This window comes from Janthinobacterium sp. GMG1, assembly GCF_034427795.1.
Lineage (GTDB): Bacteria > Pseudomonadota > Gammaproteobacteria > Burkholderiales > Burkholderiaceae_D > Janthinobacterium.
Window position 1 is genome coordinate 660,155 of the sequence record NZ_JAXQNT010000002.1, and the last position, 19,156, is coordinate 679,310.

Here is a 19,156-nt window from a genome sequence, read left to right on the forward strand (position 1 = left end):
GGTTTTTGACGACGGAATAAAGAGGTGGAAAGATGGCTGCTGCAGAACTGATTTTCGATCCCCGCGCCGCGCATGGCGAGGCGGCGTTTGACGAAGTGCTCAATCTCGCGCGCACCCAGGCGCAGGCGCAGGGCTTGCCGTATGCGGGCATTGTCAGCGCGCAGGATGCGTGGCAGCTGGTGCAGGCCGGCAAGGCCGTGCTGGTCGACGTGCGCACGAATGAAGAACGCACTTTTGTCGGCTACGTGCCCGCCTCGCTGCACGTGGCGTGGGCGACCGGTACGTCCATGAACCGCAATCCCCGCTTTACGCGCGAACTGGAAGCAAAGGCGGGCGGCAAGGATGCCGTCGTGGTGCTGCTGTGCCGCAGCGGAAAGCGCTCGGCCGCGGCTGCCGAAGCGGCCGCCAAGGCCGGTTTCACGCACGTCTTCAATATCGCGCAAGGCTTCGAGGGCGACCTCGACGAGCAGCAGCAGCGTGGCCACAGCGGTGGCTGGCGCTGGCATGCGCTGCCCTGGCTGCAAGATTAAATCTCTTCCCGGACCCACCATGAACCAGCGAGCCCTTCCCCCTGCCTCCCTTGCCGCGCAGCCGCAATGGGAACTGCACCAGATCGTCGATGAATTGCGCGCCGTGCGCGAGCAGTGGCGCGAAGGTTTGGCCAGCAACCAGGAGTGCGGTGCGCGCGAATTCCCGTCGCGCCAGCATTTGCACGACATCATCAAAGCCCTGTGCGCGGCCCTGTTCCCCATGCGCCTGGGCCCCCTCGACCTGCAGCAGGAGAGCGAGGATTTTTTTGTCGGCCACACGCTCGACACGACCCTGACGGGCCTGCACGAACAGGTGCGGCGCGAACTCAGTTACCACGCGCGCCAGCATGGCTTGCAGCAGACGGTGTCCATCGAACAGCAGGCGCTGGCCATCGTGCAGCGCTTTGCCCGCGCGCTGCCGCGCATCCGCGCCCAGCTCGACACGGACGTGGCGGCCGCCTTCCATGGCGACCCGGCCGCGCACAGCGTCGATGAAGTGCTGCTGTGCTATCCGGGCATCCTGGCCATCATCCATTACCGCCTGGCGCACACCTTGTATGCGCTCGGTGCGCCGCTGGTGGCGCGCATCATCGCCGAAGTGGCCCATTCGCAGACGGGCATCGACATCCACCCTGGCGCCATCATCGGCAGCAGCTTTTTCATCGACCATGGCACGGGCGTGGTGATCGGCGAGACGGCCATCCTCGGCGAACGGGTGCGCATTTATCAAGCCGTCACCCTGGGCGCCAAGCGCTTTCCCGCCGGCGCCGACGGCGTGCTGAAAAAGGGACTGGCGCGCCATCCCATCGTGCAGGACGACGTGGTCATCTACGCGGGCGCGACGATCCTCGGACGGGTGACCATCGGCCAGGGTTCCGTCATCGGCGGCAATGTCTGGCTGACCCGCAGCGTGGCGCCCGGCAGCCATGTCACGCAAGCGCACAACCAGCAGGAAGCGCCCGAATTGCCGGCGCCATCCCACCCCGCTTTTGCCCACCACCCATGAGGACAGCATGTTGATCAAACAGTTTGGACTGGCCGTGCGCCAGTTGCGCGAAGGGCATGGCTGGTCGCAGGAGCGGCTGGCCGAAGCGGCCGACTTGAACCGCTCGTTCATCGGCGAAATTGAACGGGGCGCCGCCACGCCGTCGCTGCTGACGGTGGAAAAACTGGCCATCGCGCTGGGCGTCGGCCTGGCGGGATTGATGGCGCGCTGCGAGCCGGAGCTGGTGGATTAAAGCGGGTGGATTAAGCGCCACGATGATGGCGATAGCATGTTGAGTAAATGAGAGGGGCGTCCGATACTTTATTCGTTTTTCAGATAAGCATATTCACTTTTCTCATCAGGAGTAGTCATGGCAGAAGCAACAGAGAACCAGTTCGCGCTGGGCGATAACGCCGCGCGCCAGCTGGCCAATGCAAGCAAGAGCGTCCCCCAGTTATCCACGATCACGCCGCGCTGGCTCGTGCACCTGCTGCAATGGCTGCCCGTGGAAGCGGGTATCTACCGCCTCAATCGCGTAAAAAATCCGAAGGACGTGCGCGTGGCCTGCTCGCAGCGCGACGAGTCGGAACTGCCGCAGACTTTCGTCGACTACGATGACCAGCCGCGCGAGTATTTTCTCAATGCCGTCAGCACGGTGCTCGACGTGCACACACGCGTGTCGGACTTGTACAGCAGCCCGCACGACCAGATCAAGGAGCAGCTGCGCCTGACCATCGAGACGATCAAGGAGCGCCAGGAAAGTGAATTGATCAACAATCCCGACTACGGCCTGCTGGCCAGCGTGCATGACGACCAGCGCATCTTTACCCTGACGGGCGCGCCCACGCCGGACGACCTTGACGAACTGCTGACGAAAGTGTGGAAGGAGCCGGGCTTCTTCCTCGCGCATCCGCTGGCCATTGCCGCCTTTGGCCGCGAATGCACGCGCCGCGGCGTGCCGCCACCGACCGTCAGCCTGTTCGGTTCCCAGTTCCTCACGTGGCGCGGCGTGCCGCTGGTGCCGTCCGACAAACTGCCGATCGAAGACGGCAAGACGAAGATCATTTTGCTGCGCGCGGGCGAACAGCGCCAGGGCGTGATCGGCCTGTTCCAGCCTGGCCTGGCGGGCGAGCAAAGTCCGGGCCTGTCCGTGCGTTTCATGGGCATCAACCGCCACGCGATTTCGTCCTATCTGATTTCGCTGTATTGCTCGCTGGCCGTGCTGACCGACGATGCGCTGGCCGTACTGGAAGACGTGGAGATCGGTAAATACCATGACTACCCAGACACCTACAAGTGATGGCGCGGCGGGCTTGCCTGCCGTCCCGTTCTTACCTGACGAAGCGACCCTGAACCGCCTGGCCGGTGAATTCTTTGCGCGCCTGCCGGGGGTGGCCCCCGCGTTGGACAAGTCGCCCAGCCTCGGTGGTTCCGGCAGCGTGCTCGATGCGGCGCCTCGCTATGCGAACCGTCCGCCGCCGCAGCCCGGCCCTTCGTTTGCTGCCATCGCCCCCGGCGTGGCGACGGCGCAAGTGCCGCCCGTGACGCCGCCTCTGGAGTCGCCGCTTGCGCCGGCGCCGGCATCGATTCCCACGCCGCGGGCGTCAAGCCTCGGTGCGCCGTCGCCGTATTACTTTGTCGGCGGCGCGCATGGCTATCCCGCGTCGAACGGCAAGCTCGACGGCCTGGCGCAGCAGGGGCTGGGGCAGGCGGCACCCGATGATCTGCGGGGACTGTTTTCCACGCCGCCGCAGGTGCCCGCGCGCCAGCTGCCCGTGGCGCCAGCCGCCGGTCAGCCCGCATTCTATTTCCAGACCGAGCTGCCCCCGGCGACGAAGCCTGGTCAACACCAGACGCCGGCGCCGTTCGACGTGCACGCCGTGCGGCGCGATTTTCCCGTGCTGGCCGAACGGGTCAACGGCAAGCCGCTGGCCTGGTTCGACAATGCGGCCACCACGCACAAGCCGCAGTCGGTGATCGACCGCGTGTCGTATTTTTATGCGCACGAGAACTCGAACATTCACCGCGCGGCACACGCATTGGCGGCGCGCGCCAGCGACGCGTATGAAGCGGCACGCGCCAAGGTGGCCAATTTCCTTGGCGCCGCCTCGGCCAATGAAATTATTTTCGTGCGTGGCGCCACCGAGGGCATCAACCTGGTCGCCAATACGTTTGGGCGCAAGTACATCGGCAGCGGCGACGAGATCATCGTCTCGCAGCTGGAACACCACGCCAACATCGTGCCATGGCAGCAACTGGCGGCGGAAAAGGGCGCAACCTTGCGCGTGATTCCCGTCGATGACAGCGGCCAGATACTGCTCGACGAATTCCGCAAGCTGCTCAATGGGCGCACGAAACTGGTGTCCGTGACGCAGGTGTCGAATGCGCTGGGGACGGTCACGCCCGTGGCGCAGATCATCGCGCTGGCGCATGCGGCCGGGGTGCGCGTGCTGGTCGATGGGGCGCAAGCCGTGTCGCACCTGCGCGTGGACGTGCAGGCGCTGGGCGCCGATTTTTATGTCTTCTCGGGCCATAAAGTGTTCGGCCCGACGGGCATCGGCGCCGTGTATGGCAAGGCGGACTTGCTCGAGCAATTGCCGCCATGGCAGGGCGGCGGCAACATGATCGCCGACGTCACGTTCGAGCGCACCGTGTACCAGGGCGTGCCGAACCGTTTCGAGGCGGGCACGGGCAATATCGCCGATGCCGTGGGCCTGGGCGCGGCCATCGATTACGTGCAGCGCATCGGCCTGGAAAACATCGCTGCCTACGAGCACGCGCTGCTGGAATACGCGACGCATCATTTGCAGGCCATTCCCGGCGTGCGCCTGATCGGCACGGCGCTGGACAAGGCCAGCGTGGCCTCGTTCGTGCTGGCCGGCTACGAGCCGGCGGAAGTGGGGCGCGCCCTGAACGACGAGGGCATCGCCGTGCGCTCGGGCCACCACTGCGCCCAGCCGATCCTGCGCCGCTTCGGCGTGGAAGCGACCGTGCGGCCATCGTTCGCCTTCTACAACACGTATGAGGAAATCGACCGCATGATCGTCGTGGTCAAACGCCTGGCGGGCGCGCGCCGCTAATCTTGCTGGCCTGACAATCTGATGCCGCCCCGGCACAAGCGGGGGCGGCATTGTTGCGTCAGGTCACGGACTTTGCGCGTGGCTGGCAGGCGCCCGCAGGCTGGCGGTATAATTTATCCTTGGCAATAATCAAGCTGCGGCCCCAAGGAGATATCCGGTGGAAGATCAACACAGCTCGCCCGAGCTTTTCCTGTTCCTGGCGTCGACCGTGCACGACATGAAAAATTCGATCAGCGTGGTCAGCGGCACGCTGGAATCGCTGCTGGCGGCCGAGCAGGCGAAAACAGCCCCCCAGGCCGACCCCGCCTACCTGCAGATGGCGCAGATGCTGTACCAGACCAAGCGCCTCAACGATAACCTGATCCAGCTGCTGGCCCTGTACAAGGAAGTGGGCAAGCCCGGCTACCCTTTCGACGTGCAGCCGCAACTGGTGAGCCAGGTGGTCGACCAGGTGGTGGACCAGGAAAAGATATTGCTGGCCTCGAAAGGCATCCAGCTGGAGACGGCTTGTGCGCCCGAGCTGATCTGGACCCTCGATGAAGACCTGGTCATCGGCGTGCTCGCGCATGCCATCAACAACGCCATCCGCTACACGAAAGACACGATCCGCCTGTCCGTGCGGGAGCACGACGGCATGCTCGAGCTGCGCGTGGAAGACAATGGCGACGGCTATACGCAGGCCTTGCTCGACGCGGGCAGCGCAGCCATGGATGGCATGGCGGCGGGCGTGAATTTTTCCACCAACAGCACGGGACTGGGCCTGTATTTTTCCAGCGAAGTGGCAAAGATGCACAAGCACCGGGGCAGCAGCGGCAGCATCGCGCTGGAAAATGGCGGCGCCCTGGGCGGCGGCTGCTTCATCCTGCGCCTGCCCTGAACGAGGAACCCATGACGACAGACAGCCACGCCACCGCCGCCGAAGCGGGCAGCACCGACTGGGCCGACAAGCATTATCTGCTGGTCGACGATTTCATCGGCATCCGCATCCTGTTGCGCGAATCCTTGCGCAACCTGGGCGCGCGCCATATCGACCAGGCGGCCAGCGGCGGCGAAGCCATGAAGCTGCTGGCCAAGACACGCTACGACGTGGTGCTGTGCGATTACAACCTGGGCGAAGGCAAGAACGGCCAGCAAGTGCTGGAAGAGACGCGCGTGCGCAACCTGACGGCGCCATCGAGCGTGTGGCTGATGGTGTCGGCCGAGAAAAGCGTGGAATCCGTGATGGGCGCGGCCGAGCACCAGCCCGACGCCTACCTGATCAAGCCGATCACGGAAGGCGTGCTGCTGACGCGCTTGAACCGCGTGTGGCACAAGAAGCAGGTATTCCGCGAAATCGACCAGGCCTGCATGGAAAAGGATTATCTGCGCGCGGCGAAATTGTGCGACGCGCAGATCGAGCTCAACAAGCTGCACGAGCTGGAATTGCTGCGCATGAAGGCCAGTTTGCTGCTGAAAAGCGGCGAGCCGGAAAAGGCCCGCGCCGTGTATGAAAAAGTGCTGGCCGACCGCGATTACAGCTGGGCCAAGGCGGGCCTGGGCAAGATCCGCATGAACAACGGCGAGCACGAGGCGGCGCGGCAGATCTTCCAGGGCGTGATCGTCGAAAACAAGTATTACATCGACGCCTACGACCAGATGGCCGTCGCCTACCAGCTGATGGGCCAGCACGAGGAAGCGTGCGGCGTGCTGGAAAAGGCGGCGCGCCTGTCGCCCAATTCCGTGCCGCGCCAGCGCAACTTGGGGCTCGCGGCCCTGAAAGTGGGCAATGTCAGCATGGCGGAAAAGGCCTTTCGCAAGTGTATTTCCATCGGTGAGTTTTCCGTCATGAAGACGCCGGACGCCTACCTGGGACTGGCGCGCGTGTGCGGCCTGAAGAAGGATGCCAAGGAGGCGCTGCAGTGGCTGCTGCTGGCGCAGCGCGAGTTCTCGCCCGAGCAGATCGGGCTGCGCGCGAAGATCACGGAAGGCATGGTGCACCACGAAACGGGCGATTACCGGCGTGCGCGCAAGTGCGGCGACGAGCTCGAAGCCATGCTGCTTGAAGACCCGGCGCGGCCTGAGAAGGCCATCTGCATGGAGCTGGCCACCTTGCTGTTCGCCGTCGGTGTCAAGGATGCGCCGGCCGGCCTGCTGTGCTACGTGGTGAAGAACAACCACGACAACCAGGTGGTGCAGGACGAAGTGCAAAAGATTTTCGACAAGGCGAAGATGGGCGACGAAGGCACGAGCCTGATCATCGCCTCGCGCAAGGAAGCGTCGGACTTGATGAACAAGGGCGTGCTGCTGTGGAAGACGGATAAGCTCAACGAGGCGGTGGCCTGGATGCGCGCGGCGCGCGAAAAGCTGCCGAACAACCTGCGTATCCTGTTCAATTCCGCGCAAATCATCGTCTCTTTCCTGCAGCAGCGCGGGTTTCAGGCCGACTTGGCGGCCGAGGCCATGGAAGTGTTGTTATATGTAGACAAAATTGCACCAGGGCAGCAGCGCTTCGCGCAATTGATGGAGCAACTGGTGCAGCTGACACCGCCGCCCGGGCCGGAAGACGCCGTCGTGGCGCCGGAAAATGCGCCTTTGGCGCCGGAAAAAGGGGGAAAAGCCGTGCGTGAGCGTGCCGGATGATAAACTAGGGGCCAGCGTGGGTTCGCCCGTGCTTGAGTTGCTTTACAACAATAAGGAAGAAACTATGCGTGATGTGGTCAATGAAGTGTACAAAAAAATGAAAGTCGGCAGTATTGCCTGGGTACGCCCGGTCGCCGCCAAGGGAGACACGCTGGAAACATTCCAGTCTTCGTACGAGCACGCCAAGGCGCTGGCCGACGAAGGCCTGATCACGATCGGTGACGTAAAACGCCAGGCCGACAACATGATCGAGGCGATCCGCATTCATCGTATCGCCTGATCATATTGCCGGCTTGCAGCATCAGGCTTTGCCTGACGCTTTAGCCTTGGGCGCTGCGCGTTTCGCGGGCGCCTTGCGCAGCGGGGCCTTGGCCTTGGCTGCCGTGCCTGCCTCGGCAGGTTTGGCCGGCTTGCTGGCCGCTGGCTTGGCTTTGCTCACGCTGCCAAAGCTGGCCGCTGCCGCGCTGGTGGCGTCGGGTGACATCGCCGTCGAGACGGCTTGCTTGAACTGATCTTGTAACAAATTCCACCAGGCACTTGGATTGGCGAGCTGGGCTGCCGCCTGGCTGCCGGCATCGCCGGGCGCAGCCGCTGCTGGTTCCGGTACGGGCGCAGGCGCTGGTGCAGGTGCCGGTTTCGGTTCAGGTGCCGCAGGTGTGGCTTGCTGGAAAAACGCGGAAGCGTAGGGCACGGATTCAAACACGGTTTTCTCGCTGGCGCCCGGTTGCGTGATGGCCGCCGCCAGTGACGCGCCCATCGATTTCAATGTGGCGATGGTGCCGCGCTGCACTTCCAGCGCCTGGATACTGCCGCGCAGCATGCTGGTGTTGAGGTTCAGCCACGCTTCGACGGCTTTCAGGTCGTTGATCTTTTTGTCCAGCTCTTCCACCGACATGGTGGGCGCCGTTATGCCAGGCATGCCCATGCCGGGCACGCTCATGCTGCCCCACAGGTTTTTGACGAAGTCGAGCGTATCGGTCACAACTGCTGCGCCCGGCATTTGGGGCATTTGCGGGTTTGCCATGCGAAATCTCCTGGTAGGTGGATAGCCTTAGCGTAGCAGATATCGGCTTGCAACTGACGCAATGCCGCCAACATTTTCTTACATAAAACATTAAGAGTTGAGCACGGGCAAGAAGCGGGAAGCGGGGCGGAAGCGTTACACTACGGCCTATGATGCCTGACTCCTTCTTTTCGCCACCGCGCCGCCGCACCGTCGTCTTTGTCGCGGTCATCGGCGTACTGCATTACGTGGCGTTGGAATGGCTCACTTCGCGTGCCAGCATGGTGCCGCTGGGACAGAATCATGCGCAGGTGGTCAGCATGGCCTTGATCGCCGAGCCGCCCAAACCGCTGCCGGTGGTGCAGCCACCGCCGCCTGAACTGCGGCCAGTGCCCAAGCCCAGGCCGCCGCCACCGCCGCCCCCGACGGAGCTGGCGTCGAGCGAAACGCCCCAGTTGACGGCGCCCGCCAGCGACGTGCCGGAAGGCCCGGCCTCGACCGAGGCGGCCGCCGTGGCTGCCCCGGCCATCACGGCGCCGGCGCCCGCCGTGGCCGCCGCACCCGTGCCGGCCAGCGCGCCGCCGCCGCCGCCCGTCGAGCAGGCACGCCGCTACAAGACGAATGCGCCTGCCTCGGCCCAGTTCGACCTGCATGTGGACCGGCGCGATGCGGATGGCACCAAATGGCAGGGCGTGGCCGCGATGGCGTGGGACAACCGGGGCGACACGTATCAGCTGAAGCTGGAAGTGGGTTTGAGCATGCTGATCACGCGCATCAACCTGCTGGTGCTGACCAGCGAAGGCGTGATCGATGGCAGCGGCATCGTGCCCGTCACGGCCACGGAGAAACGCAAGGGCCGCGCGCAAACGGCCACGCATTTCAACCGCGACGCCAAGGCCATCACCTTTTCGGCCACGACGGCCACGGTGCCATGGCAAGAGGGGGCGCAAGACAAGGCCACCGTGCCGTTCCAGCTGGCCGCCATCGGCCGCGCCGACGTCAACCAGCTGGTGGGCAATATCGACATACTCGTCGGCGAGGAAAAGGAAGCGACCGTGTTCCGCTTCCACCTGGTGGGCGAGGAAGAACTGGAAACCAGGATGGGCCGCCTGGTGACGTGGCATCTGCGCCGCCCGCCGAAGCCCGGCACGTATTCGTCGCAGCTCGATATCTGGCTGGCGCCATCCATGCAATGGTATCCGGTACAAATACGCAATACCGAAGCGAACGGGGCGCTGACCACGCAAACCGTGACCCAAATTCGCGTCAATGACGCTACAGGAAAATAAATGACTACTTTGAAAACTTTAAAACAATTGCTGATCGCCAGCCTGCTGGCTGCCACCTTGTCCCCCGCCATGGCGGCGGACGAGCCCGTCGATCACCCCGTCATCAAGCGTCCGTACAAGCTGGCGCCCTCGGCCGACCTCGTGTATTCGATCAAGGCGAAGCAGCGCGGCATTGCGCTGTCGGGCGAATCCGTCAGCAACTGGCGCGCCGGCGATGGCAAGTACTCGCTGCTGGCCGAAACCAAGGCCGCCCTGTTCGGCAAAATACTGGAACAGCGCAGCGAAGGCACGGTCGACGATTACGGCCTGGCGCCGGTCCAGTTCGTGGAAAAGCGCTTCCGCAAGGAAGCGGCCACGACCACCTTCAAGCGCGACAGCAAGACCATCGTCTTCAGCGAAGGCGATGACAGCTATCCGCTGAAAGGCGGCGAGCAGGACCGTAACAGCACCGTCTGGCAACTGGTCAGCGTGGCGCGCGCCATCCCCGAGAAATTTACGCCTGGCTCGGAATGGAGCTTCTTCGTTGCCGGCCGCCATGACGCCGAACCGTGGACCTTCAAGGTCGTCAAGCAGGAGACCGTCGCCACCGGCCAGGGTTTGGTGGAGGCCGTGCACCTGGTCAAGGCGCCGCCGCCGGACAAGAAGGGCCAGCAAGTGGACCTGTGGCTGGCGCCGTCGCTGGAATGGTATCCCGTGAAGGTGACGTTCGCCGATGAAGACGGCGATTACGTCGAGCAAACCTTGCAAAAGATCGTCAAGAAGTAAGTGCTCGCTGTTGTTGTAGGGTCAGACCCGCCGGGTCTGACCCCAGCCTTTCATGGGTTTTCGTCATCAGGAGTCTTAATAAGCAGGCGCCAGCGTTGCGCCGTGTCCGCACCTCCCCCTCCCATGCGCTAAATTGCATGTCAGAACTGATATACTGACGCCCCCGCCCCGCAGCGCCGCGTTAGCCCGCAGCGCCGCCCGCTGAACACTCATCCGGAAAAGAATGATTGATATAATGGCAAGTGCAGCCGTGGCTACGGATGCAAATCAGACAGAGCAAGAGCATCACGATTCCTTGCAGGCGCATTTCCAGCCCAATATTTCGGCCGACGAGATCGAGCAGGTATTTCACTTGAAGCGGGCGCAGCCCCTGCTGCAAGTGTTTACAGCCCTGTTCCACGGCGGTTTCGATGGCGTGCTGGTGCGCCTGCTGGTGTTGCGCGAGCTGGCGTCCGATGCGGCCACGTCCGCCTATACGCGCGCCGATATCAACACGAAACTGGCGTATCTGTTGCCGGAAAGCCTGGAAACGGTCTTGCTGCGCCTGCGCTCGAACCAGTTGCTGGCCTGGGATGCGCAGCAGGGCGTGTACCGCGTGACCCCGATGGCGCGCAATGTGCTGTCCGCCATCGACAGCTTGCTGGGCCTGGGGCAGACGGAAGATGAAGCGGAAATGGGCTTTCTGCTGTCGCAGGTGGCTGGTGCGCAAGCCGTCGGCGGCGTATCGGTCGAGCAACTTCAGCATTTGCTGGGGCGCCTGGTGGACTTGACGGAAGAATTCTCCGACGCCATCGCTTCCGGTTCCGAATTCCGGCTGCGCACGGCGCAAGCGAAGTGGAACATGGCCTGCGACTGGGTCGAGAAGGGTTCCGAGATTCTCGTGGCGATCACGTCCGATGAAAACGCTGACAGCGCCACGCACAAGGCGGCGCAGGCGATTGGCCGCGCGCAAAGTAAATTGCTGAACATGCAAGGCATGTTTTCGCGCGCCCTGAACCAGATCGAGCGCCAGCGCGTGCACCTGGGCCAGTCGGGCCTGTCGACTACCGACATCAAGCGCTGGCTCTTGCTGCACGACGACCTGGCCAGCCTGGCCGAAGGCGCCATCGACCAGCCCGTCGTACCGCTGTTCTCCACGCCGGCCGAAATGATCGATGTGGCCGAAACGGAACTGCTGTCCGAGCGGGCGGCAGGCGTCATCAACACGGGCCTGCCTAGCGGCGAGGATGCGCCCACCACCATCAGCGACGGACCCGCCATGCAGCTTGAACTCGATGACCTGTTGGACCGCCTGTCAAACTTCGCCAGCCTGGGCAATTTCCCCAGCATCGGCGAAGAGGGGCCGAAATCGGTGCCCGTGCAGGACTCGCTGCTGCCGGCCAGCTTTGCCGTGGCCTCGTACCGCGCCTCCATGCTGCCGCTGCTCGGCGATGTTTCCGAAGCGAGCTTGCAAGGCTCGACGGCCGAACTGGCCCGTTTGCCGATTACCTTTACACCGACCGACGAGATGGTCCAGCTGACCGACCCCCATGTGGCGGCCATGTCGATCGCCTCGCTTTCACTGAATGTTTCACTTGATTTAGATAGCGGCACCGCCGATGAATGACGATTCCCAAATCCTGATTGCGCGCCTGCTCACGCATCAAACCCTGCGCCGCGACGACAAGCTCGTCAAGCGCGTGCTGTCCGACGAGCTGTTCCGCGCCGAAATCGATGCGCGATTGCTGGCCTGCGGCTTGAAGCTGCTCGACAACGTGTATGCCGACCATGTCACCCTGGCACTGACGCGCACCATCGAACCGAAGATTTTCGGCGCGCGCGACGTGTGGCAAAACAATAATTTCGGTTTGGCGCGCGATGGCGTGGCCTTGCTGGTGGTGCTGTGGGCGCAGATCATCCTGCCCAAGCGTGAACGCCAGGAAACGCACCAGCACGCGGACGATGACCAGAACGACATGTTCGGCACGGAAAAACCGCTGCCGCGCGCGGAAGACGCGTCGATCGGCATTTCCTACAAGGCACTGCTGTCGGACTTCGGCGACAAGCTGGGCAAAAAGACGCGCATGGACATGAATCTGGGCACCCTGGCCAAGCTGGGCTTCATCGAGCGGCGTGGCGATTTCATCCTGGAAGGTCCGCTGCTGGACCTGATGATGGATACCGACGTGCTCAAGGAACGCATCATCAACGGCGCCCTGGCCGACGTGTTCAAGCGGGCGCCGGCGCGCCTGGTGGCCGTCGACCTCGATGCTGACTTGTCGGCTGATTTGTCCGCCGACATCGGCGACCTGCCCGACGCCGGCGATGCCGATGACACGACGTCGTCCGACCTTCCTCACTGAAAGCGCCCATGTTTCATATCAAATCACTTGAACTGGTGCACTGGGATTATTGGCAGCGCATCAAGAACATCCCGCTCGACGCGAAGATCATCACCATCGCGGGGCAGAACGGCTCCGGCAAGACCACCTTGCTCGACGCCTTGCGCACCCTGTTCGGCCTCGACTGCTCGATGGGCCGCACGTATAAACACTATGCGCGCCATTCGGGTCAGCAGACGGCCTGGCTGCGCGCCGTGGTCGACAACAAGAACGTGGGCAAGCAGCTGTCGAATCGCCCGTTCCGCAGTTCCGGCTTCTTCAGCGACGATGAAGTGACCCTGTTTTGCCAGATCCAGAAGAATGGTGGCGACTGGAAGCGCCAGTATCTGATGCGTCCAGGCAATGTGCAGATCGAGGACATCACGGATGCCAACGACTGGCTCGGTGTGGAAAACTACCGCAAGCGCCTGGCCAATGCGGGCCTGTCGCCCGCCATGTCGAAAGTGCTGGCGCTGGAGCAGGGCGAGACGGACAAATTGTGCGAATACGCGCCGCGCCAGCTGCTCGACCTGGTGTTCCAGGTGTTCGGCGACAAGGAAGTGCTGGATGCCTACGATGAAGCCAAGCGCCACCAGCGCGATACGGAAGTGGAACTGAAACGCTTCGAGACGGAACTTGAAGCGTCGAAAACCAATCTGGAAGGCTTGCGCCTGCGCGTGGCCAATTACCACCAGTGGGAAGGGCTGCATAAAGAGCGTCGCAACCTGCTGGAAGAAGTGCTGCCCAGCTTGCAATACCACGAGGCGCGCGAAAAGGCGGCTCAGGCCAGCCGTCAATTGCGCGATGCGCGCAAACCGATGGCGCAGGCGGACCAGCAACTGACCGATAAACGCAATGCGCTGGCCGCGCAGGCGAAGGCCCTGTCCGACGCGCAGATGAATGAAACCCTGCTGGAGCAGGAATCGATAGGCTTGCAGAGCCGTTTGTCCCTGATCAATAGCAAGCTGAAACCGCTGGACAGCCTGCTGGAACAGAAGGACCGCCTGCACAAGCTGGCGGCGGACTCGGGCAGCGATATCGCCGAAGTGGCGGCTCAGCTGGAACAGAAGGAAGCGGAACTGCTGCGCCAGCGCCAGCAGCGCGACGCCTTGTCGGCCCGCATCGCGGGCGAGCAGGCGACGATTGCCGCACTGCAAGGCAAGACGGCCATGCCGGAGCCGGACAATGTGCGCGGCATGCGCCGCGCGCTGCGCGACGCGGGGATTGCACACGCGATGCTGTCCGATATCGTCGAGGTGACGGATAGCCGCTGGCAGGGCGCCGTCGAGGGCGTGTTGGGCGGTTACGCCTCGGTCGTTCTGCTCGATAAAGCCAAGGATGCGGCTGCCGCCTACCGTTTGGCCGAGAAGGAACGCTACCGCCACTTCATCGTGCCCGAGCTGGTCACGGCGCCTGTCGCCAAGGACGAAAGCTTGCTGGCCGTGGTGAAATTTTCCGCGCCCGTGCCGAGCTGGCTGATCGAGCAGCTGTCGCGCATTTCCCGCGTCGATTCCGTCGAAGCGGGCTTCAAGCTGGGCAATCACGAAGAGTGGATCACGCCCGAGGCGTACCACCGCGAACGCCGCGGCGGCCGCTCCCTGTTCGTGGAAGCGTCGCGCTACCGCTTCGGCCAGGCTGGCCGCAGCGGCCGCCTGGAAGCGCTGCTGCGCTCCCTGCCGGGCCTGGAAGGACAGGAAGACACCTTGACCCTGGCGATCTCGAAGCTGGCGGCCGAAGTGGGCGCCTTGAAGGCGCGCATCGCGGGCGTCGACGCGGCCAAGGAACTCAGTGCTCGTCAGGAAGAATTTGCCGAAGCGCTGCGCAATTCGAAGCCGCTCAAGGAAGAGCGTCTGGAAGTGGGCGGCCGCCTGGGCGAACTGCAAAACCTCACCAAGAACGCCACCGTGGCGCGTACGCGTGCCGATACCGTGTGGCAAAATGCGCGCCTGGCCCTGTCCGAGGCGGAAGCCGGCTCGCGCCTCGGCTACAAGAAGCAGATCGAACAGCGCGCCGAGCATGCGCGCGTCTTGCTGGCCTTGCGCCATGCGTGGCGCCACTTGCCGAAAAGCTGGCGCAGGCCGGGCCGACGCGCGGCGCTCGTGGCCGAACACCAGAATGCGCACCAGGTCGATCTGCGCGTGGCCAGCCTGCAAAACAGCCTGGCGCGCGACGACTGGGAACTCGACGCTACCGTCATCGACCAGCATCACCGCCTGTCGGACCAGTTGCATGGCCGCCAGTCTGAGACGGACGAGCGCCGCTACCAGAACAACCGCGCCATCGAAGCGACGGGCAATGCCCGCGGCGCCTACATGGAACGCTTGCGCTACACCATCAAGACGTACAGCAAGAACATCAAGGAACTGGGTGAACTGGCCGGCATCGAAGTGCATGCCGACCCCGTGCGCCTGGAAAACGACGACGTGCAGCTGTCGCAGGCGGGCTTGCACGTGCGCTTCAAGTTCGACGGCAAGGGCGTCATCGGCATGAACGATGGCGAGGCGTCGGGCGGCCAGCAAGTGATGAAGTCGCTGGTGTTGCTGATCGGCTTGCTGAAATCGGAGGACGGTTCCGGCGGCTTCGTCTTCATCGACGAACCGTTTGCCCACCTCGATATCCGCAATATTCAATTGGTCGGCGAGTTCCTGAAAAACACGGAAGCGCAATACCTGATGACGACGCCGTTGACGCACAACACGGATGTCTACGATCCGTCGGAACTGACTTTGATCACCAGCAAGAAGAAAAAGGATACCCAATGGGCGCAACCGATTTTCGTGCTGCAGCGCCGCGTCGATCCCGTATCGGGCAAGGTGGCGTGATGGCCATGGGCAAGCTCATTCTGGCCGCGGCCCTGTCGCTGGCATTGGCCTGCACGGCCGTGGCCAACGACGGCATCGGTTCCGTGAGCGCGGGCGGCATTCTGTTCGGCAAGACGGATGCCGTGGCCATGAAAAAGGAAGTGCTCAGCGTGAGCACGGACTTGATCAAGGTCGAGTACGAATTCCTCAATGAATCGGCCAGGGATGTGGAAGAGACGATCTTCTTCCCCTTGCCAGAATACGCGGCCGGCTACCATGGCTCACCCACGTATTACGGCCAGCCGCAGCAATTTACTGTCGACGTGGATGGCAAGCGCAAGGATTATAAAACCACGTTTGTCGCCAAGCTCGATGCCGAGGACGTGACGGCCCGCTTGCGCCAGCTGGGCTTGTCGGATGCGCAAATTGCGTATTTCCCCTCGCACACGCCGTTCGACAAGAAAGTGACGCCGCTGACGGCCGCGCAGAGCAAGATCATGATCCGTGAAGGCCTACTGGCCCAGCTGTACGACGAGGAATGGGTGCCGGCCTGGACCGTGAAAGTCATCTACCTGTGGCAGCAGAAATTCCCCGCCGGCAAAGTCGTGCGCGTGCGCCATCAATATGCGCCGTTCGTCGCGGCCGGTCCTGGCGCTTCTTACCTGGGCGATGGCAATGCCTTTGAAAAGAAATACTGCGGCGACAAGGCCTTCTACAAGACGTGGAACCGCCTGGCGGCCAAGCAGGGTGAAAGCGGCTTCGTCAATGCCGTGTGGGTCTCGTACATTCTGACGACGGGCAATACATGGAAGAATGGCATCGAAGACTTTACCTTGAACCTGATCAAGGGCAAGTCGGACGAGCTGGTCAGCCTGTGCTTCCCCGGTACGTTTACGAAAATCAACCCCACCACCTTGCAAGTCAAGCTGCGCAACTTCCATCCGAAACAGGACCTGGACGTGTACTTTGGCAATGTCGAGATCGGTGGTGCCCACGACGGCGTGGCGCCGCAGATCCGGCCATAGGAATGAGCACGCAGGAAGCGCTGGCCGCGCGCCTGCGCGCCATCGCCCGCGCCACACCGTGGTGCATGCAAGCCTTGCAAGCCGTGGCGCAGCTGGGCTTGCCCCACTGCTGCATCGGTGCCGGCGCCGTGCGCAACCTCGTGTGGGACGCCTTGCACGGCTACGCGCAACCGTCGGTCTTGAGCGACGTCGACGTGGCGTATTTCGATGCGCACAATTTGCAACCCCGGCGCGAGGTGGAACTGCGCCAGCGCCTGGAAACTGCGTTGCCCGGCGTGCCGTGGGAGGTCTGCAACCAGGCGCGGGTGCACCTGTGGTTCGAAGATGCTTTTGGCTATGCCGTGCCGCCGCTGCTGTCGCTCGACGACGCCATCGCTTCCTGGCCCGAATTTGCCACCTCGGTTGGCATCTATCTGCAGCCTGACGGCGAGATCGGCATCGTCGCGCCGCATGGCCTCGATGATCTGTTCAATATGGTGGTGCGGCGCAACCCGGCGCGCATCAGCCTGGACGGCTATGCGCAGCGCCTGGCCAGCAAGGACTATGCGGCGCGCTGGCCGCGCGTCACCATCATCGCCTAGATAAAAGTGGTGTAAAACACAATTAAATGCACTGTGGATACAGATTGCCTATAATTGCCAATTTCCCAATAGTGTTTTCCTGATCCCATGTCCTTCTTGATTTCCACGCCGCTGCGCCGCCTCGGCCACCTGTTCTGCCTTTCCTCCGCCCTCGTGGCACCCGTCGCCTGCGCCGACAGCTATACCGATTTCCAGCAAGCTGCCACGCACCTGGAAGCGATGATGGCCGCGTCCACTGCCGATGGCAGCTTGCCGCATTTGGCCGACCCTGCCGTGGCGGCATTGTTTGTCCAGGTCGCCGATGGCCCGCGCCTGTTCCAGGCGCCCGTGGCCGCGCTGCAGGACATGAACCAGAGCGTGGCCGTTTGCGAGCGGGCGACCAACCTGGGCAAGGCGTATTACACGTTTGGCTTGCAACGGCCGCTGCTGCTGTCCGGCGCGGAGCTGCAGCAGGCGCGCCGGGAGCAGGTGACGCAGAACCTGGCCAATTATGGCGATGAAATGGCCGCCCTGTTTGCCTTCGGCGTGCATTGCCATGCGCACTTGATCGGTTTGATGGAAGCCGAGTTCAGCACGCAGCCGGCGCAGGACGTGAGCGGTGCCGAGCGCATGCGGGCCCGCGCCTTCAGCAAGGGATCGAGCACCATGTTTGCGAATGTGGTGCAGTTTGTGCAGGTGCCGTTCTGGAATGTGGCGCAAAAGAAAGTCATGCTGGCAACGGCGGCGCAGCATGCCACGGCAAATGCCAATCTGATGGCGCCGCCCTTGCGCGAGCGCCTGCTGACCAGCCTGGCCGATGCGGACAAGGACCTCGACCCTGCCTTGGCGCCGGCGCTGGCGACGATACGCCAGGCGCTGTCGGTGACGACGTGTACTGGCCTGTGCCAGTACTATTGATTTACTCTGAGGCTTGCAAGGGCTTGTTGCGCTGGCGCCAGCGCACCAGGCCCCACGCATACACGGCGTAGTAGCCGATGACGAGGCCGTAGGCAGCCATGGTCAGCGGGCTCTGGCCGAACGGTGGCGGCGGCACGGGCACGTCTTGGCGCGAGTTCAGGTAGATCTCCATACCACGGTACAGCAATCGTGCGATGAACAACATCGTGATGGCCAGGCCCAGGTAGCGGTGCTGGGTAAAGAAGAAATCCTTGCCGACGTGCTCGAAGCGCGTCAGCTTCAGGCCCAGCACGCCCAGCCAGCCGCCGGCCAGTGCGGCCGCGCCCAGGCTGGACAGGGGCAGGGTGTCGAATTTCGTCGTCGTCGCCAGAAACAACAGCAGTACGGGAAACGCGATCGCCACGGTCCAGTGCCGCCACAGCTGCGACTTCTGGCGCGCCACCAGTTTCTTCAGGCGCGAATAAATGCGCCAGACCAGCAGCGGGACCAGTAACAGCAGGGCGAGGGTGGTGGTTTCCATGTATGCAATCGGGTACGGGTAAAACAGCGATTGTAAGCCAGATGGGGACAGGCGGCGATGCTTGTCAAACGGTAAAAGTTGCATGTTGACATTTACTTGGCATGCAAGCACTATGGTCTGTCATGGCAGGGCGCTGGCCGCCGATATCAAACCGGCAGGCAAATAAGGGCAGCGGCGGGCATCTCGTGGTATGGTCTTCTTTTGTCTGCAGGGAGGCCAGCCATGTCAGTCATCCATGCCCACCGCGCGCCCGACCCGGCGCCCGTCGATGAACCCATGCCGGCGCCGGAGCCGCAAGAAGCGCCCGGGCACCATCCGGGGCCCGTGCACCCGGTGCCGCAGGATGATCCCGTGCCGCACCCGCATCCCAGTTAATCTCGTCAAGAAAGGCTGTTTTAGATGGCAATTGTCAAGGAAGTCTACACACGCAAAGTCAGCGGAGAATCGTTCGACTATGAACTCGATTACACCCAGGGCACGGACGTGGCCTGGATTGCGCGCGTGTACCACGACGGCGTGCTGAAAGGCTCGCCGCACGGCGCGCTGACGGCCAACGTGCTGTCCGGCCCCGCGCTGGAACAATACCTGCGCGCGTATGTCGAAGGCATGATCGAGCGGGGCCTCGACGTGGCTGAGTAAGATCGCTTTTGCGGTAGAGCAAAGAAAAGGGCGCCGAGGCGCCCTTTGTGTTTTTCGCTTGC

The 19,156-nt window shown here is 63.1% G+C and carries 20 protein-coding genes; 18 read left to right on the top strand and 2 right to left on the bottom strand.

The annotated features are described in order from the left end of the window. Positions 1-32: 32 nt before the first annotated feature. From SJI03_RS08025 to SJI03_RS08060, 8 genes are all read left to right on the top strand, one after another. Positions 33-530: a rhodanese-like domain-containing protein gene (locus tag SJI03_RS08025; RefSeq protein ID WP_099378536.1), complete on the top strand. Its 498-nt coding sequence runs from the start codon at positions 33-35 to the stop codon at positions 528-530. 19 nt (positions 531-549) lie between these two features. Beyond that, positions 550-1,536 carry a serine O-acetyltransferase EpsC gene (gene epsC, locus SJI03_RS08030; RefSeq protein ID WP_099378537.1) on the top strand — a complete coding sequence of 329 codons (987 nt, stop codon included), beginning with the start codon at positions 550-552 and terminating at the stop codon, positions 1,534-1,536. Between the two features lie 7 nt (positions 1,537-1,543). Beyond that, complete coding sequence (locus SJI03_RS08035) at positions 1,544-1,768, top strand: helix-turn-helix domain-containing protein (protein WP_086147172.1); 225 nt, start codon at positions 1,544-1,546, stop codon at positions 1,766-1,768. A 117-nt stretch (positions 1,769-1,885) separates the two neighbouring features. Then, complete coding sequence (locus tag SJI03_RS08040) at positions 1,886-2,815, top strand: family 2A encapsulin nanocompartment shell protein (RefSeq protein ID WP_034784363.1); 930 nt, start codon at positions 1,886-1,888, stop codon at positions 2,813-2,815. Then, positions 2,790-4,595 (top strand): family 2A encapsulin nanocompartment cargo protein cysteine desulfurase, encoded by a 1,806-nt coding sequence (locus tag SJI03_RS08045; protein ID WP_322426758.1) that lies wholly within the window; start codon positions 2,790-2,792, stop codon positions 4,593-4,595. The genes SJI03_RS08040 and SJI03_RS08045 overlap by 26 nt, the downstream gene beginning before the upstream one ends. Before the next feature lie 157 nt (positions 4,596-4,752). After that, complete coding sequence (locus SJI03_RS08050; RefSeq protein ID WP_099378540.1) at positions 4,753-5,472, top strand: sensor histidine kinase; 720 nt, start codon at positions 4,753-4,755, stop codon at positions 5,470-5,472. 11 nt (positions 5,473-5,483) lie between these two features. Beyond that, positions 5,484-7,214: a response regulator gene (locus SJI03_RS08055; RefSeq protein WP_322426759.1), complete on the top strand. Its 1,731-nt coding sequence runs from the start codon at positions 5,484-5,486 to the stop codon at positions 7,212-7,214. Beyond that, entirely contained in the window at positions 7,198-7,494 is a 297-nt protein-coding gene (locus SJI03_RS08060; protein ID WP_225242919.1) for a hypothetical protein, read from the top strand. The genes SJI03_RS08055 and SJI03_RS08060 overlap by 17 nt, the downstream gene beginning before the upstream one ends. Before the next feature lie 21 nt (positions 7,495-7,515). Here SJI03_RS08060 and SJI03_RS08065 read toward each other — a convergent pair whose 3' ends face one another. After that, positions 7,516-8,238 (bottom strand): PhaM family polyhydroxyalkanoate granule multifunctional regulatory protein, encoded by a 723-nt coding sequence (locus SJI03_RS08065; protein WP_322426760.1) that lies wholly within the window; start codon positions 8,236-8,238, stop codon positions 7,516-7,518. A 149-nt stretch (positions 8,239-8,387) separates the two neighbouring features. Here SJI03_RS08065 and SJI03_RS08070 point away from each other — a divergent pair, with 149 nt between their 5' ends. From SJI03_RS08070 to SJI03_RS08105, 8 genes are all read left to right on the top strand, one after another. Next, positions 8,388-9,506, top strand: coding sequence for a DUF3108 domain-containing protein (locus SJI03_RS08070; RefSeq protein WP_322426761.1), 1,119 nt, complete (start codon positions 8,388-8,390; stop codon positions 9,504-9,506). Beyond that, the gene (locus SJI03_RS08075) at positions 9,507-10,271 is read left to right on the top strand and encodes a DUF3108 domain-containing protein (protein ID WP_322426762.1); all 765 of its coding nucleotides are present in this window, start codon (positions 9,507-9,509) and stop codon (positions 10,269-10,271) included. It abuts the gene before it with no gap. 235 nt (positions 10,272-10,506) lie between these two features. Further along, positions 10,507-11,877 (top strand): hypothetical protein, encoded by a 1,371-nt coding sequence (locus tag SJI03_RS08080; RefSeq protein WP_099378545.1) that lies wholly within the window; start codon positions 10,507-10,509, stop codon positions 11,875-11,877. Then, on the top strand, positions 11,870-12,613 hold the full coding sequence (locus SJI03_RS08085; protein ID WP_176390728.1) for a hypothetical protein: 744 nt from the start codon (positions 11,870-11,872) through the stop codon (positions 12,611-12,613). The genes SJI03_RS08080 and SJI03_RS08085 overlap by 8 nt, the downstream gene beginning before the upstream one ends. Before the next feature lie 8 nt (positions 12,614-12,621). Then, complete coding sequence (locus tag SJI03_RS08090) at positions 12,622-15,453, top strand: ATP-binding protein (protein ID WP_322426763.1); 2,832 nt, start codon at positions 12,622-12,624, stop codon at positions 15,451-15,453. 5 nt (positions 15,454-15,458) lie between these two features. Further along, the gene (locus tag SJI03_RS08095; protein WP_322426764.1) at positions 15,459-16,457 is read left to right on the top strand and encodes a DUF4424 family protein; all 999 of its coding nucleotides are present in this window, start codon (positions 15,459-15,461) and stop codon (positions 16,455-16,457) included. 2 nt (positions 16,458-16,459) lie between these two features. Continuing rightward, the gene (locus SJI03_RS08100; protein WP_322426765.1) at positions 16,460-17,038 is read left to right on the top strand and encodes a nucleotidyltransferase family protein; all 579 of its coding nucleotides are present in this window, start codon (positions 16,460-16,462) and stop codon (positions 17,036-17,038) included. An 87-nt stretch (positions 17,039-17,125) separates the two neighbouring features. Next, positions 17,126-17,935 carry a hypothetical protein gene (locus SJI03_RS08105; RefSeq protein ID WP_322426766.1) on the top strand — a complete coding sequence of 270 codons (810 nt, stop codon included), beginning with the start codon at positions 17,126-17,128 and terminating at the stop codon, positions 17,933-17,935. 1 nt (position 17,936) lies between these two features. Here the strand turns inward: SJI03_RS08105 and SJI03_RS08110 are convergent, their stop codons facing one another. Next, positions 17,937-18,455: a hypothetical protein gene (locus SJI03_RS08110; protein ID WP_099378550.1), complete on the bottom strand. Its 519-nt coding sequence runs from the start codon at positions 18,453-18,455 to the stop codon at positions 17,937-17,939. Between the two features lie 222 nt (positions 18,456-18,677). Between SJI03_RS08110 and SJI03_RS08115 the strand changes: the two genes are divergently transcribed. Both SJI03_RS08115 and SJI03_RS08120 read left to right on the top strand, forming a co-directional pair. Beyond that, positions 18,678-18,830 (top strand): hypothetical protein, encoded by a 153-nt coding sequence (locus tag SJI03_RS08115; RefSeq protein ID WP_168208500.1) that lies wholly within the window; start codon positions 18,678-18,680, stop codon positions 18,828-18,830. Between the two features lie 24 nt (positions 18,831-18,854). After that, a complete protein-coding gene (locus tag SJI03_RS08120; RefSeq protein WP_099378551.1) occupies positions 18,855-19,094 on the top strand; it encodes a hypothetical protein in 240 nt (79 codons plus the stop codon). The last annotated feature ends 62 nt before the right edge of the window (positions 19,095-19,156 follow it).

Bases quoted from the DNA above. Each gene is read 5' to 3' on its own strand.
- SJI03_RS08025 (WP_099378536.1), top strand. From the start codon at position 33: ATGGCTGCTGCAGAACTGATTTTCGATCCCCGCGCCGCGCATGGCGAG.
- epsC (WP_099378537.1), top strand. From the start codon at position 550: ATGAACCAGCGAGCCCTTCCCCCTGCCTCCCTTGCCGCGCAGCCGCAA.
- SJI03_RS08035 (WP_086147172.1), top strand. From the start codon at position 1,544: ATGTTGATCAAACAGTTTGGACTGGCCGTGCGCCAGTTGCGCGAAGGG.
- SJI03_RS08040 (WP_034784363.1), top strand. From the start codon at position 1,886: ATGGCAGAAGCAACAGAGAACCAGTTCGCGCTGGGCGATAACGCCGCG.
- SJI03_RS08045 (WP_322426758.1), top strand. From the start codon at position 2,790: ATGACTACCCAGACACCTACAAGTGATGGCGCGGCGGGCTTGCCTGCC.
- SJI03_RS08055 (WP_322426759.1), top strand. From the start codon at position 5,484: ATGACGACAGACAGCCACGCCACCGCCGCCGAAGCGGGCAGCACCGAC.
- SJI03_RS08065 (WP_322426760.1), bottom strand. From the start codon at position 8,238: ATGGCAAACCCGCAAATGCCCCAAATGCCGGGCGCAGCAGTTGTGACC.
- SJI03_RS08070 (WP_322426761.1), top strand. From the start codon at position 8,388: ATGATGCCTGACTCCTTCTTTTCGCCACCGCGCCGCCGCACCGTCGTC.
- SJI03_RS08075 (WP_322426762.1), top strand. From the start codon at position 9,507: ATGACTACTTTGAAAACTTTAAAACAATTGCTGATCGCCAGCCTGCTG.
- SJI03_RS08080 (WP_099378545.1), top strand. From the start codon at position 10,507: ATGGCAAGTGCAGCCGTGGCTACGGATGCAAATCAGACAGAGCAAGAG.
- SJI03_RS08085 (WP_176390728.1), top strand. From the start codon at position 11,870: ATGAATGACGATTCCCAAATCCTGATTGCGCGCCTGCTCACGCATCAA.
- SJI03_RS08090 (WP_322426763.1), top strand. From the start codon at position 12,622: ATGTTTCATATCAAATCACTTGAACTGGTGCACTGGGATTATTGGCAG.
- SJI03_RS08095 (WP_322426764.1), top strand. From the start codon at position 15,459: ATGGGCAAGCTCATTCTGGCCGCGGCCCTGTCGCTGGCATTGGCCTGC.
- SJI03_RS08100 (WP_322426765.1), top strand. From the start codon at position 16,460: ATGAGCACGCAGGAAGCGCTGGCCGCGCGCCTGCGCGCCATCGCCCGC.
- SJI03_RS08105 (WP_322426766.1), top strand. From the start codon at position 17,126: ATGTCCTTCTTGATTTCCACGCCGCTGCGCCGCCTCGGCCACCTGTTC.
- SJI03_RS08110 (WP_099378550.1), bottom strand. From the start codon at position 18,455: ATGGAAACCACCACCCTCGCCCTGCTGTTACTGGTCCCGCTGCTGGTC.
- SJI03_RS08115 (WP_168208500.1), top strand. From the start codon at position 18,678: ATGTCAGTCATCCATGCCCACCGCGCGCCCGACCCGGCGCCCGTCGAT.
- SJI03_RS08120 (WP_099378551.1), top strand. From the start codon at position 18,855: ATGGCAATTGTCAAGGAAGTCTACACACGCAAAGTCAGCGGAGAATCG.